7 protein-coding genes and 1 riboswitch are annotated in these 13,959 nt (G+C 72.3%); of the genes, 4 read left to right on the top strand and 3 right to left on the bottom strand.

Translation table 11 applies throughout. The features are described from left to right. Positions 1-209 precede the first annotated feature (209 nt). The 3 genes from ACQEVZ_RS37390 to ACQEVZ_RS37400 all read left to right on the top strand — a co-directional run bounded on the left by ACQEVZ_RS37390 (position 210) and on the right by ACQEVZ_RS37400 (position 6,416). Complete coding sequence (locus ACQEVZ_RS37390; protein ID WP_354904750.1) at positions 210-1,154, top strand: FAD-dependent oxidoreductase; 945 nt, start codon at positions 210-212, stop codon at positions 1,152-1,154. Beyond that, a complete protein-coding gene (locus tag ACQEVZ_RS37395; RefSeq protein WP_433375373.1) occupies positions 1,151-5,575 on the top strand; it encodes a HEAT repeat domain-containing protein in 4,425 nt (1,474 codons plus the stop codon). The genes ACQEVZ_RS37390 and ACQEVZ_RS37395 overlap by 4 nt, the downstream gene beginning before the upstream one ends. A 91-nt stretch (positions 5,576-5,666) precedes the next feature. Continuing rightward, positions 5,667-6,416 carry an SCO2525 family SAM-dependent methyltransferase gene (locus ACQEVZ_RS37400; protein ID WP_433375376.1) on the top strand — a complete coding sequence of 250 codons (750 nt, stop codon included), beginning with the start codon at positions 5,667-5,669 and terminating at the stop codon, positions 6,414-6,416. 10 nt (positions 6,417-6,426) lie between these two features. Here the strand turns inward: ACQEVZ_RS37400 and ACQEVZ_RS37405 are convergent, their stop codons facing one another. The 3 genes from ACQEVZ_RS37405 to ACQEVZ_RS37415 form a co-directional block, all read right to left on the bottom strand. Beyond that, entirely contained in the window at positions 6,427-7,785 is a 1,359-nt protein-coding gene (locus ACQEVZ_RS37405) for an MFS transporter (RefSeq protein ID WP_433375379.1), read from the bottom strand. Then, positions 7,785-8,459 carry an aspartate/glutamate racemase family protein gene (locus tag ACQEVZ_RS37410; RefSeq protein ID WP_433375382.1) on the bottom strand — a complete coding sequence of 225 codons (675 nt, stop codon included), beginning with the start codon at positions 8,457-8,459 and terminating at the stop codon, positions 7,785-7,787. Before ACQEVZ_RS37410 ends, ACQEVZ_RS37405 begins: the two co-directional genes overlap by 1 nt. A 74-nt stretch (positions 8,460-8,533) precedes the next feature. Further along, positions 8,534-9,988, bottom strand: coding sequence for a glycine hydroxymethyltransferase (locus ACQEVZ_RS37415; protein ID WP_433375385.1), 1,455 nt, complete (start codon positions 9,986-9,988; stop codon positions 8,534-8,536). Between the two features lie 124 nt (positions 9,989-10,112). Then, a riboswitch (S-adenosyl-L-homocysteine riboswitch) is annotated at positions 10,113-10,195 on the top strand. Positions 10,196-10,216: 21 nt separating this feature from the next. On the opposite strand from ACQEVZ_RS37415, the gene metH reads away from it, so the two are divergent. Then, positions 10,217-13,906, top strand: a complete 3,690-nt coding sequence (gene metH / locus ACQEVZ_RS37420; protein ID WP_433375388.1) for a methionine synthase — start codon at positions 10,217-10,219, stop codon at positions 13,904-13,906. The last annotated feature ends 53 nt before the right edge of the window (positions 13,907-13,959 follow it).

A 13,959-nucleotide genomic window follows, 5' to 3' on the forward strand; every position in this document is an offset into this window, starting at 1 on the left:
TCATTCCTCCGATGGTTCACGCCTGCGGGGGTTCGCGACGCCCCGCTGTGCAGCTACTCTAGCGGTTGGCCGCAGCTCGCAGAGCCATGAGTCCCGCGCATCCGGACAGGACATCGTGCGGATATCTCGTTTTTCCCAGCTCTGATCATGGTCGTCTATCTCTTGGGCCTTATTCTCAACGGGTGACCAGTTCAGGGGCGGACGTCGTGGTGGTCGGGGCGGGCGTCACGGGACTGACCACCGCCGTTCTGCTGGCGGAGCGCGGAATGTCCGTCGTCATCGTGAGCCGGGACCATCCCTCACAAACGACCTCATGCGCGGCGGGCGCGCTGTGGGGGCCGCATCTGGTGGAGCACGAATGCGTGGAGCGGTGGGGAAAAAGCACATTGAAGACGCTCACCTCGCTCGCCGCCGACCCGACCACGGGCGTGGAGCTGATGGACGGCGTCGAGGCGTGCAGGACGCCGCAGGACCCGAGCCCCTACCTCGCCTGGCTGCCCGGCGTCCGGGCGTGCGGGCCCGACGAGCTGCGCCCCGGGTTCACCATGGGCTGGCGGTACCGCATCCCCGTGGTCGACATGCCGGTCTACCTGACCTACCTCTACGACCGGCTACACAAGGCGGGCGGGGTCTTCTGGCTGCGTGACGTGCCGGCCCTCGAGGACCTCGGCGACGAGGCCGGCATCGTGGTGAACTGCACCGGGCACGCCGCCGGCCGCCTCACCCGGGACGACGAGCTCAGCGGCGCGCGCGGGGAGGTGGTGATCGTGGACAATCCCGGACTGGACGAGTTCTTCATCGAGGTCGACAGCGAGGACCCCGATCTGACCTATTTCGTGCCGCAGGGCGACCATGTCGTGCTGGGCGGCACCGCATATCCCGGACGGGCCGACACCGAGCCGGATCCGCGGGCGGCGCGGGAGATTCTGCGCCGGTGCGCGACGGTGGAGCCGCGGCTCGCCGGCGCCGTGATCCGCGAGGTGCGGGTCGGCGTCCGGCCTTTCCGCAGGCAGGTACGATTGGAGCATGTCAATCTTGGGCGCTGCCACGTCGTGCACAATTACGGGCACGGTGGCGGAGGCGTGAGTCTTTCGTGGGGTTGCGCCCTGGAAACGGTGGAGTTGGTGACGGCGCTGGAGTCGTCAACACGGTGACCGACGTCTATGTGTCTTCCAGCTTCGTCGACCTGAAGGCGCACCGCCAGGCGGTGCTCACGGTCCTGCGCGGCCTGCACGTCGTGCCGCACGCGATGGAGGACTACGTCGCCGCCGACGAGACCTCCCTCGACTACTGCCTCCGCGACGTCGAGAAGTGCCAGATCTTCGTCGGCATCTACGCCTGGCGGTATGGCGCGGAGGTGCCCTCGCACAACGCGTCGATCACCGAGCTGGAGTACCGCCACGCCGTCACGCTCGGCATCCCGCGACTGATCTTCCTGCTGGAGCCGGCGCACCCCTGGCCGCCGAACGTCATGGACGAGGGCCGCCCCCGCGAGCGGATCATGGCGCTGCGCGCCGAGCTGGCCGGCCCGGACGGCCGGCTGTGCAGCATGTTCACGACCCCCGACGACCTCGCCGCGAAGGTCGGCACCGCGGTCACCAACGAGCTGGCACGGCTGCGGGCCGGCACGGCCGGGGGCGACCCGCCGGACCACGTCGCGCAGTACCGGGCCAGGGTCCGCGACCAGCGGCGCCGGCTCGACCTGAGCGCGCTCGCGCTGCCCGACCACCCCGACGACATCGAGGTCACCGTCGCCGACGTGTTCGTGGAGCAGCTCGTGCGGGAGGAGCCGCCGCCACCGGTGGAGCTGCCGCGCGACTGGCTGCGCCGGATGCAGACCGAAGGGCAGATCAAGCCCGGCGAGCTGCCCGAGCACATCGACGCCAGCGAGGCCGACCACCTCCGCGAGCTCTACCTCGCCAAGCCGTGGCAGCGGCTGTTCGACGTCCTGTCCGACACCGAGCACCGCAAGGTCGTGCTCCTCGGCGACCCCGGGTCCGGCAAGTCGACCGTGACCAACTACCTGATGCTCGTGCTCAGCCGCGCCCGGCGCGACGAGCGGCTGTCCGCGCTCACCGACGTGCTGCCGTTCGTCGTCGAGCTGCGCTCGTACAGCGCGATGCTGGTCAGCGGCGAGTGCGAGAGTTTCGTGGAGTATCTCGCGCACCAGGCCGCCCGCGACGGGCTCGGGCTGCCCGAGGCGGTGCTGCGGCAGTACCTCGCCGACAACGGCCGGGCGCTGTTCATCTTCGACGGGCTCGACGAGATCTTCGACCGCAACCAGCGCACCGCCGTGACCGCCCGGATCGCCGCCTTCGTCGAGGAGTTCCCGTCGGTGCGGGTCCTCGTCACGTCGCGCGTCATCGGCTATGTCCGCAAGGCGCTGACCGACGCGGGCTTCGCCCACTTCACCCTGCAGGACCTCGGCGACGAGCAGATCCAGGATTTCCTCGCCCGCTGGTACCGCCACACGATGTCCGACGACGAGAGCGCCGGCATCCGGCGCCTGCGGCTGCTGGAGACGCTCCGGCTCACCTCGGCGATCCGGGAGCTGGCCGGCAACCCGCTGCTGCTGACCATCCTGGCGATCATCAGCCGGCACAAGGCGCTGCCCCGCGAGCGGTGGAACCTCTACAACCACGCCGCCGGCGTGCTCGTCGACCGGTGGGACGTCAACCGGCAGCTCGGCCAGGGCGACACCGCGGCGGCGCCGGGCACCGCGCCCGGCAACCGGGTGGACGTCAACGCCGACGAGAAGAAGGCGATGCTGCGCCGCCTGGCGTGGGAGATGCAGTTCGACAGCTCCACCGCCGTCAACTACATCCACGGCGACGAGCTGCGGGCCGTCTTCGTGCGGCACCTCGTCGAGCGGTTCGGCCTCGACCGGGCCGACGCCAGCGCCGCCGCCGACCGCATCATCGACCGCCTCCACATGCGCAACTTCATCCTCAGCCGTTACGGCCCCGACCTGTACGGCTTCGCGCACCGCACGTTCCTCGACTTCTTCTGCGCGGCGGAGATCCGCCACCGGTTCAAGACCGGGCTGCTCACGTTCGACGATGTCGCGGACCTGTTCCGCCGGCACTGGCCGGACACGTCCTGGCACGAGGTGCTGCGGCTGGTCGCGAGCGTGCTGCCCGAGGCCGGCGTCGAGCAGATCGTCGACATGCTCGTCACCGACGCCGACCCGCAGTGGCCGCCGCAGGAGTTCCTCAACCCGCCGTGGAACATCGCGCTGGCCGTGCAGTGCCTCGCCGAGCTGCGCAGCCGCGCCGCGGTCGAGCAGGCGGCCGCGGTGCTGCTCGACCGGGTCGTCCTGCTGCTGGAGCACTGCGTGTCGATCAACGACCGCGACACCGCCCAGCTGATCGAGGACGCGATCCTGCCGGCCGTGCGCACCATCGGACCCGACTGGCCCGGCCGCCGGAGCTTCTTCGCCTGGTACCGCCGCCGCGGCTCCCACCTGCTGTGCAGCCCCGTCACCGAATACGCGGCCCGGATCGCGGCGATCCTCGCCGAGCCCGAGGACGATGTCGAGCGGCTCTTCACCGAGGAGCTCGACCCGGTCCGCGACAGCCGCGCGTCGCACGCGGCCGTCGCCGGCCTCGCCGAGCTCGCCCGCCGCTGCCGGCTGCCGGAGCGGGTCAACGCGTCCTACCCCGAGGCCGGACGGGTCCGCGGGATGCTGATCGAGCGGGCCGGCTCCGGACCGTACGGCCAGGTGCGCGTCGCCGCGGTCCAGGCGCTCGGGGAGCACTTCGGCGACGACCCCGCCGCGGTCGCCGCGCTCAACCGGCTGGCCCGCGACGACCGCTCCGGCGGGATCCGCACGACCGCGATCCGTGCGCTGCGCCCAGCCTGCGCCACCGACCCGGCGACCCTGCGGACCGTCATGGTGTGCACCGGCGACGACCACGTCCCGGCCCGGCAGGCGGCCGTGGAGCTGGTCGGCTGGCGCTGCGGCACCAGCGACGACCTGGTCGCGGCGCTGCGGCGGCGGCTGCGGGTCGACACCGACCCGCAGGTCGTCAAGCTGGCCGCGCAGGCGCTCGTCGAGCACCACCACGCGGGCGACCTGGTGCGCGACGACGTCGTGCAGCGGCTGGCGGCCGGCGCCGGGCCCGCGGTCCGGCGGGCCGCGATCGAGGTCCTCGCCGAGTGCGCGAACACGCGCGACATCCTGCTCGGCTACGTCCGCACCGACCCCGACGCCGGGGTCTTCCGCGCCGCCGCCGAAGCGCTCGCCGACGACCTCCTCGCCACGGACCGCGGCGCCGGCGATCCGGAGGCGGCCGCTCAGGTGCGCGACGCGGCCCTGGCTCGGCTGCCCGCCCGCGGCAACCCCGACCCCGCGGTGCGCCTCGCCGCCGCGGAGATCCTCGGCGCCCGGTTCATCGGCGAGGAGGTCGTCGCCGGGGCGCTGCGCGACGAGATGAGCGACGCGGTCCCCGCCGTCCGGATCGCCGCCGCGCACGCCCTCGCCGGGATCGCCTCGACCGACGGCAAGGTCGCCATCGCCATGCAGCGCAAGCTCAACGATCCGGAGGCGGAGGTCCGCCGGATCGCGGTCGGCGTCCTGCTGCACCGCATCGCGCTCGACGCGGACCTGCGCACGAAGCTGACCGAGCGGGCCCGTTTCGACACGGACGCCGGTGTGCGGCTGGCGATCGTCACCGCCCTCGGGCGGCGCTGGTCGCTCGGGCCGCAGGCGCGCAGGCTGATCGTCGAGCGGGTCGCCGACGACCACAGCGAGCTGGTCCGCCGGGCGGCGGCGGAGATCCTCGCCGCGCACCTGGACGACCCGGACGCCCGCGACGCGCTCGGCGACCGGATCCGCGCCGACCTCGACGGCGACGTGGTGCGGATCGCGGCCGAGGCGATGGGCGCGTATCAGGGCGCCGGCCCGCGGGTCGCCCGGATCCTCGTGAAGCGCACCGGCGACCGCAACGCCAACGCGAAGCTGCGCCGCACGGCGGTGGAGCTGCTCGGCGACCGGTTCGGCGACCGCGACGACACGCGGGACGCGCTGCTGGAGCGGATCTCCACCGACTCCGACGCCGACGTGATCGAGACCGCCGCCGAGATCCTGCTGCGCCGCGCCGGCGGCGGTCCCGCGCTGGAGGCGCAGGTCCGGGACCGGCTGCTGGTCCGGCTCGACGACGCCGCCCCGGTCAACGGCGGCGCCGCGCGGGTCCTCGGACGCCTCCTCGGCGCCGAGCCGGACCTGCCCGCGCGGCTCATCGCGCTGTCCGCGGCCCATCCCGCCGACACCGAGCTGTGCCGCGTGGTCGGCACCGTCCTGGCCGAGCTGCCCGAGACGAGCCCGCAGATCCACGCCTGGTTCGTCGAGCACCTGGACGACCCCGACTGGACCGTCAAGGAGAAGTCGGTCCGTGCGCTCGGTCACCGCTTCGGCGCGCAGCAGGAGACCCGGGCACTGCTCGACCGGCACGCCCGGCATCACCCCGACGGCGCGTTTCGCGAGGTCATCGGGCAGGTCCTGACCGGGCTGCCGGAGATCTCACCCCACGACCTGCCGCCCATTCCGCTCCGCCGTACGGATGAGCGGCAGTAGCGTTGGCGATGATTGCTTGAGCGCGTGTGACACGCTATACCTGCTAGGTGTCCCCGCGGCTCGCCGTTCGCCATCCGGAGGTCTTCGAACAATGAACGGCGCTGCTGTCCTCGAGTGTGCCCGCAACAGTCAGGCTGACTGGCGGTCCTTCGACGCGGAGGAGTACCGCAACCAGCACTACAAGTTCGTCCGCGACGACGACCGGCAGATCATGGGCATCACCCGTGATTTCTTCTCGCGTGCCGGAGTCAGCGGCGGCCGGGCGCTGGATCTCGGCACCGGCACCAACCTGTATCCGGCGCTCTCGATGATGCCGTTCAGCCGGTCGCTCACCCTGCGGGAGTACTCCCCGGCCAACCTCGCGTGGCTCGCCGAGCACCAGCGCGCCGGCCTCGACCGCGGCTGGGACGCCTTCTGGGACGTGTTCCTGGAGTCCCCGGCGTACCGGCGGACCGACCCGCGCGCGAAGTTCGCCGCCGCGAAGATTCAGCCCGGCAGCGTCTTCACCCTGCCGCGCCACCGCTTCGACCTCGGCACGATGTTCTTCGTCGCCTGCTCGATCTCCTCCGACCCGGCCGAGTTCGAGCTCGCGATCCAGCGCTTCGTCGGCGCGCTGCGCCCCGACGCCCCGTTCGTCGCCGCGTTCATGAGGCGCTCCTCCGGCTACGAGGTCGCCGGCCGCCGCTTCCCCGCCGTCCCCGTCGACGAGTCCGACGTCCACGGCTGCCTCTCCCCGCTGACCACCTCCCTGCGCGTCATCCCCGTCGAGTCGGACATGTCCCACGCCGACGGGATGATCGTCGCGACCGGCCGCACCAGGTCCTCCAGGCGTCGCGACTAGGCACCGGCGGTCATCGCCCGGCGCGGCCGCCGGCGGTGACGGGTGTGCCTGCCGGATCGGCGGCCGGGCGGGTGGGGCCGGCGCGGAGGGCGACCAGGAGCGCGGCGGCAAGGTAGGTGCCCGTGGCGATGAGCATCGCGTTGGGGAAGGCGCCGACGGCGCCCAGGACCGCGACGCCCAGGGCGCTGCCCACCTGCCGCATCGTGTTGAGCAGGCCGCTGGCGACGCCCGCGTGACCGTCGGGGGCGGCCTGCAGGGTCAGGGACGTGGCGGCGGTCATGGCGGTGTCGATGCCGAAGCCGACGACGAAGAGCGCGGCGAGCACCGCCGGCAGCGGGCCGGCGGCGCACGCGCCCAGGGCGGCGAACCCGGCGGCGCCGGTGAGGAGGCCGACCAGCATCGTCGCGCGGGGGCCGTAGCGGTGGCCGGCCCAGCCGCCGAACGGGGAGCCGACCACGGCGCCGGCGGCCTGCACCGCGAGGGCGACGCCCGTGAGCAGGGGCGACAGGTGGCGGTGCTCCTGCAGGTACAGCGTCACCAGGAAGAACTGGCCGTAGAAGGCGAAGTTCAGGGCGAACCCCGTGACCACGGTGGCGCGCAGGGCGCGGTGGCGCAGCAGGTCGGGCCGCAGCATCGGGGCGGGGCGCCGGCGGCCCCCGGTTGCGGGAGCCTCGGCGAGGGCCTTGCTCGCGCGGTACTGGAGCAGCACGAACAGGCCGAGGACCAGCGCGCCGGCGACGATCAGCGGCGGGTGGGCGGCGATGCAGCCGGCGACCAGCAGCGCGAGGCCGCAGGTCGACGTGACCACGCCGCGGACGTCGACCCGCGCACCGGCGTGGCGCGGCGGGTCGACCAGGCCACGGCCGATGCAGAGCACGAGCACGGCGAAGGGCACGTTGAGCAGGAACAGCGCGGGCCAGCCGGCGACGGCGAGCAGCGCGCCGCCGAGCAGGGGACCGGCCGCGGCCGCGACGCCGGCGAGGCCGCCCCACAGGCCGATGACGCGGGCCTGCCGGGCCGGCTCGGGGTACGTGGACCGGATGAGCGCGAGCGAGCTGGGCATGAGCACGGCCGCGCCGACACCCTGGACCACCCGGCCGGCGATCAGCCAGGCGCCGCCGGTGGTGCAGGCACACATGACGGAGCCGAGCGCGAAGATCGTCATGCCGCCGTGGTAGGAGCGGCGCGCCCCGAACCGGTCGGCGAACGACCCGCCGGCGAGGACGAGCGCGGCGAAGACGACCGTGTAGGCGTCGACGACCCACTGCAGGGTCGCGGTGCCGCCGCCGATGGAGGGCAGCGCGACGGTCACGATCGTGCTGTCGAGCATGACCAGGAAGAACCCGAGGCAGACCGCGAGCGCCCGCATCAGGCGGTCAGCGCGTCGGCGCAGGCGGAGACGAGGCAGCTGAGGCTGTCCACGACCGGCGCGACGCGGGACAGGTCGTCGCGCAGGACGGTCAGGTCGGTGCAGCCGAGCAGCACCCCGTCGGCGCCGGCGACGTTGCCGGCGGCGAGCGCCTCGTGCACGGCCGCGGCGTCGAACGCCCCGCCGACGCACCGCGTGACGAGCGACACGACGTGCGACTGGTCGGCGGGGCGCAGGATCTCGATGCCGCGCAGCCGGGCCGCCGCGTAGGCCTCGTGGTCGACGCTGGTGCCGGTGGCGAGCAGCACGAGCCGGCGCAGCCCGCGGGCGGCGGCCGCGTCGATGGTCTCGCTGACCATGTCGACGAGCTTCAGGTGCCGCCCGGCGAGCAGCGGGCGCAGCTGGCGGTGGAACGTGTTGCAGGGCATCGCGACGAGGTCGCAGCCGGCCCGCTCGAGCGTGTCGAGGGCCGTGGTGAGCAGCGCGTCGATCTCCGTGGTCTCCGCCGCGGTGAGCGTGCCGTCAAGGACCGCCCCGACCAGCCGCGCCGGCAGCGGCTGGCTGTGGATGAGCAGGTCCGGCCAGGCCCCGGTGCGGGCCTGGACCTCGGCGACGAGCAATCGGTAGAACTCGATCGTGGCGACCGGACCGACGCCACCGATGACACCCAGCACCCACCCCACCCCCGTGGCGGCAACCATACCCGTCGGTCGATGTCCGGTGGGGGCACGGCTGCCGCCGCGGTGGTTCAGCGCAGGGTGATCTCGGGGTACAGCGGGAACCCGGCGAGCAGCTCGGACGCCTGGCCGGACACCTTGGCCGCGACCGACTCGTCGAGGGTGTACTTCGCCTTCGAGTCCGCCGCCGGCCGGGTGCTGCTCAGCACGGTGGCGATGAGCTCGGCGATCGTGTCCATCTCGGCGACGCCGAGGCCGCGCGTGGTGAGCGCCGGGGTGCCGATGCGCACGCCGGAGGTGTACCAGGCGCCGTTGGGGTCCTGCGGGATCGCGTTGCGGTTGGTGACGATGCCGGCGTCCAGCAGTGCCGCCTCCGCCTGGCGGCCGGTGAGGCCGGTCGGCGCGCCACTCCCCTCAGCATCATCGCGCTGTGCGACGTCGATGAGCACCAGGTGGTTCTCGGTGCCGCCGGTGACGAGGCGGACGCCGCGGCGCTGCAGGCCCTCGGCGAGCGCGGCGGCGTTGTCGACGACGCGCTGCGCGTAGTCGCGGAACGACTGGGTGCGGGCCTCGGCGAGCGCGACGGCCTTGGCGGCCATGACGTGCGGCAGCGGGCCGCCGAGCACCATCGGGCAGCCGCGGTCGACCTGGTCGGCGAGCTCCGCCTGGCAGAGGACCATGCCGCCGCGCGGGCCGCGCAGCGTCTTGTGGGTCGTGGTGGTGACGATGTGGGCGTGCGGCACCGGGTCGAAGTCGCCGGTGAACACCTTGCCGGCGACGAGCCCGGCGAAGTGCGCCATGTCGACCATGAGGGTGGCGCCGACCTCGTCCGCGATCTCGCGGAGCTTCGCGAAGTTCACCTTCCGGGGGTACGCCGAATAGCCACCGACGATGATCATCGGCCGGAACTCGCGGGCGGTCTCCCGCAGCGCGTCGTAGTCCAGCAGGCCCGTCTCCGGGTTGGTGCCGTAGCTGCGCTGGTGGAACATCTTGCCGGAGATGTTGGGCCGGAAGCCGTGGGTCAGGTGCCCGCCGGCGTCCAGGGACATGCCGAGCATCCGCTGGTCGCCGAAGTCGTGCCGCAGCTGCGCCCAGTCACTCTCGGTGAGGTCGTTGACCTGGCGGACGGACTTCTCGCGCAGGAACGGCGCCTCGACCTTCTGCGCCAGGACCGCCCAGAAGGCGACGAGATTCGCGTCGATCCCAGAATGTGGTTGGACATAGGCGTGTGACGCGCCGAACAGTTCCCGGGCGTGCTCCGCGGCGATCGACTCGACGGTGTCGACCTGCTGGCATCCGGCGTAGAAGCGGCGGCCGACAGTGCCTTCGGCGTACTTGTCGCTGAGCCAGTTGCCCATCGCGAGGAGCGTCGCGGGTGAGGCGTAGTTCTCACTGGCGATGAGCTTGAGCGACTCGCGCTGGGCGGTCAGCTCGCCGGCGATGGCGTCCGCGATCCGCGGCTCGACGGCCCGCACCACGTCAAGGGCGGCGTTGACCGCGATCGATTCCGAACTTTGCGCGCTCATGACGGGACTCCTGATCAGGTCGGGATCGTCAGCCACATCGGGACGGTCGATGCGGCCAGGTCCAAGCTCAATCCAAGCTCGACTGCGTGACGGCGAACCACGGTAACAGGCTAGAATCTGGGATCGGGGCGAGAGGCGCTGCAACGGATCATCGACGATCCGCCACGCTCGACCTGGAATCACTGTCTGCAAGGGCGCCTTCCGTCTGACCCACGGAAGGTGGATCCCATGGCGATCGCAGATCTGCGCAAGCTCCTCGACGAGCGGGTGGTCGTGCTCGACGGCGCATGGGGCACCATGCTGCAGGCCGCCGGCCTCACTCCCGCCGACTACCGTGCGGACCTGATCGCCCCGGACCACCCGAAGGACGTCACGGGCGACCCGGACCTGCTGATCCTGACCCGCCCCGACGTGATCCTCGACGTCCACCGGCAATACCTGGCCGCCGGCGCCGACATCACCACCACCAACACCTTCACCGCCACCAGCATCGCCCAGGCCGACTACGGCCTGGAGTCGCTGGTCCGCGAGATGAACGTGCAGGGCGCCCGGCTGGCGCGCCAGGCGGCGGACGAGTTCTCCACGCCGGACCGGCCGCGGTTCGTCGCCGGGTCGGTCGGCCCGCTGAACGTCACGCTGTCGCTGTCGCCGAAGGTCGAGGACCCGTCCTACCGGGCAGTGACGTTCGACACGGTCCGCGCCACGTACGCGGAGCAGATCAGCGCGCTCGCCGAGGGCGGCGTGGACCTGCTGCTCATCGAGACCATCTTCGACACGCTCAACGTGAAGGCGGCCGTCGCCGCGGCCCGCGACGTCGCGCCGCACCTGCCGCTGTGGATCTCGGTCACGATCGTCGACCTGAGCGGCCGGACGCTGTCCGGGCAGACCGTCGAGGCGTTCTGGCGCTCCGTCGAGCACGCCGACCCGCTCATCGTCGGCGTCAACTGCTCGCTCGGCGCGACGGAGATGCGCCCGCACGTCGCCGACCTGGCCCGCTTCGCCGGCACGTATGTCGCGGCGCACCCCAACGCGGGCCTGCCCAACGCGTTCGGCGGTTATGATCAGACCCCCGCCGAGACCGGGAGCCTGCTCGCCGGCTTCGTGTCCGACAAGCTGGTCAACGTCGTCGGCGGCTGCTGCGGTACGTCACCCGCCCACATCGGAAAGATCGCCGAGGCGGTCCGGGGGATGGCGCCGCGGCACGTCCCGAAGCTCGCCCCGGCGACCCGGTTCAGCGGCCTGGAGCCGTTCGAGATCGGTCCCGACACCGGCTTCGTCATGATCGGCGAGCGGACCAACGTCACCGGTTCGAAGCGCTTCCGCCGGCTCATCGAGTCCGACGACCACCAGGGCGCGGTCGACGTCGCCCTTGAGCAGGTCCGCGGCGGCGCCAACCTCCTCGACGTCAACATGGACGCCGACCTGCTCGACAGCGAGCAGGCGATGACCACGTTCCTGAACCTCATCGCCACCGAGCCCGAGGTCGCCCGCATCCCGATCATGATCGACAGCTCGCGCTGGAGCGTGCTCGAGGCCGGCCTGAAGTGCGTGCAGGGCAAGGGCGTCGTCAACTCGATCAGCCTCAAGGAGGGCGAGGAGCCGTTCCTGGAGCAGGCGCGGATCATCCGCTCCTACGGCGCCGGCGTGGTCGTCATGGCGTTCGACGAGCTCGGCCAGGCCGACACCACCGAGCGCAAGGTCGAGATCTGCGGCCGGGCGTACGACCTGCTGGTGAACAAGGCCGGCTTCGCGCCCGAGGACATCATCTTCGACCCGAACGTGCTCGCCGTCGCCACCGGCATCGCCGAGCACAACGGCTACGCGAAGGCCTTCATCGACGCCCTGCCGCTGATCAAGCAGCGCTGCCCCGGCGTCCGTACCAGCGGCGGCATCTCGAACCTGTCGTTCTCCTTCCGCGGCAACGACGTCGTGCGCGAGGCGATGCACTCCGCGTTTCTGCTGCACGCCGTCCGGGCCGGCCTCGACATGGGCATCGTCAACGCCGGCCAGCTCGCCGTCTACGCCGACATCCCCGCCGACCTGCTCGAGCTCGTCGAGGACGTCCTGTTCGACCGGCGCGAGGACGCCACCGACCGGCTCGTCACGTTCGCCGGCACGGTCAGCGGCCCCGGCACCTCCCGGGTCGTCGACCTGTCGTGGCGCGAGGCCCCGGTCAACGAGCGGCTGTCGCACGCGCTCGTGCACGGCATCGTCGACTTCATCGAGGAGGACACCGAGGAGGCGCGCCTCGCCGCCAACCGTCCCCTGGAGGTCATCGAGGGCCCGCTGATGGACGGCATGAAGGTCGTCGGCGACCTCTTCGGCAGCGGCAAGATGTTCCTGCCGCAGGTGGTGAAGAGCGCCCGCGTGATGAAGCGCTCCGTCGCCTACCTCGAGCCGTTCATGGAGGCCGAGAAGGAGGCCGCCCGCGCCGCGGCGCTCGCCGCGGGCGCCACCGAGAGTGCCGCCGAGGGTGCCGCTGCCCGTCCTCAGAGCCGCAGCGGCCAGGGCAAGGTCGTCATGGCGACCGTCAAGGGCGACGTCCACGACATCGGCAAGAACATCGTCGGCGTCGTCCTCGGCTGCAACAACTACGAGGTCATCGACCTCGGCGTCATGGTCCCGGCGGCGAAGATCCTGGACACCGCGGTCGCCGAGGGCGCCGACGCGATCGGCCTGTCCGGCCTCATCACGCCGTCGCTGGACGAGATGGTCGCCGTCGCCGCCGAGATGCAGCGCCGCGGCCTGAAGCTGCCCCTGCTCATCGGCGGCGCCACCACGTCGCGCCAGCACACGGCGGTGCGGGTCGCTCCGGCGTACGACGGCAACACCGTCCACGTGCAGGACGCCTCGCGGGTGGTCGGGGTCGTCGCCGGCCTGCTGGACGCGGACCGGGTCGAGCAGCTCACCGCCGACAACCGCGAGGAGCAGGAGCGCCTGCGCCGCCAGCACGCCGAGCGCCGCCACACCGCGCTGCTCACCCTCGCGCAGGCCCGGGCCAACGCCTCGGACGTGTCGTTCGACGCCATCCCCACGCCGGACTTCACGGGTGTACGGGTCGTCGAGCCGCCCCTGCAGGTCCTCCGCGAGATGATCGACTGGCAGTTCTTCTTCCTCGCGTGGGAGCTGAAGGGCAAGTACCCCGCGATCCTCGACCAGCCCGTCGCCGCCGAGCTCTTCGCCGAGGGCAACACCCTGCTCGACGAGATCATCGCCAACGGCACCCTCTCCGCCCGTGGCGCCTACGGCTTCTGGCCCGCCGCTTCCGTGGGCGACGACATCGTCCTGGACAACGGCGTGAAGTTCCCGATGCTGCGCCAGCAGACGGAGAAGCCCGACGGCCGCGAGAACCGCTGCCTCGCCGACTACATCGCCCCTGCTTCCTCCGGCTCCTCCGGCGACGCGTTCCCCGACCACCTGGGCGGCTTCGCCGTCGCCATCCACGGCGCCGAGGAGCTCGCCGCCCGGTACGAGGCCGACAACGACGACTACCGCGCCATCCTGGTGAAGGCCCTGGCCGACCGCCTCGCCGAGGCCTTCGCCGAGTGGATCCACCTGGAGGCCCGCCGCGCCTGGTTCGAGCCCGACGCCCAGCCCGCCCTGGAGGACCTGCACGCCGAGCGCTTCCGCGGCATCCGCCCCGCCCTCGGCTACCCCGCCAGCCCCGACCACTCCCTCAAGCAGGCCCTGTTCGACCTCCTCGAGGCCGGCAAGCTGGGCCTGGCCCTCACCGAGTCCTTCGCCATGACCCCGGCCGCCGCGGTCAGCGGCCTGATCTTCGCCCACCCCGACTCCCGCTACTTCACCGTGGGCCGGGTCAACCGCGACCAGATCGAGGACTACGCCACCCGCCGCGGCCTCCCCGTCGAGGAAGTCGAGCGCTGGCTCCGCCCCAACCTCGCCTACGACCCCTCCTGACCCACCCGGTGCAGGGCCGCCTTCCCCGGCGGCCCTGCCACCACCTGAGCCGG

Origin of the sequence: Dactylosporangium sp. CA-152071, from assembly GCF_050936335.1 — a bacterium.
In the GTDB taxonomy this organism is placed as follows: Bacteria; Actinomycetota; Actinomycetes; order Mycobacteriales; family Micromonosporaceae; genus Dactylosporangium; species Dactylosporangium maewongense.

Coding starts and splice junctions, on each gene's coding strand:
- ACQEVZ_RS37405 (WP_433375379.1), bottom strand. CDS start 7,785: ATGCGGGCGCTCGCGGTCTGCCTCGGGTTCTTCCTGGTCATGCTCGAC.
- ACQEVZ_RS37415 (WP_433375385.1), bottom strand. CDS start 9,988: ATGAGCGCGCAAAGTTCGGAATCGATCGCGGTCAACGCCGCCCTTGAC.
- metH (WP_433375388.1), top strand. CDS start 10,217: ATGGCGATCGCAGATCTGCGCAAGCTCCTCGACGAGCGGGTGGTCGTG.
- ACQEVZ_RS37400 (WP_433375376.1), top strand. CDS start 5,667: ATGAACGGCGCTGCTGTCCTCGAGTGTGCCCGCAACAGTCAGGCTGAC.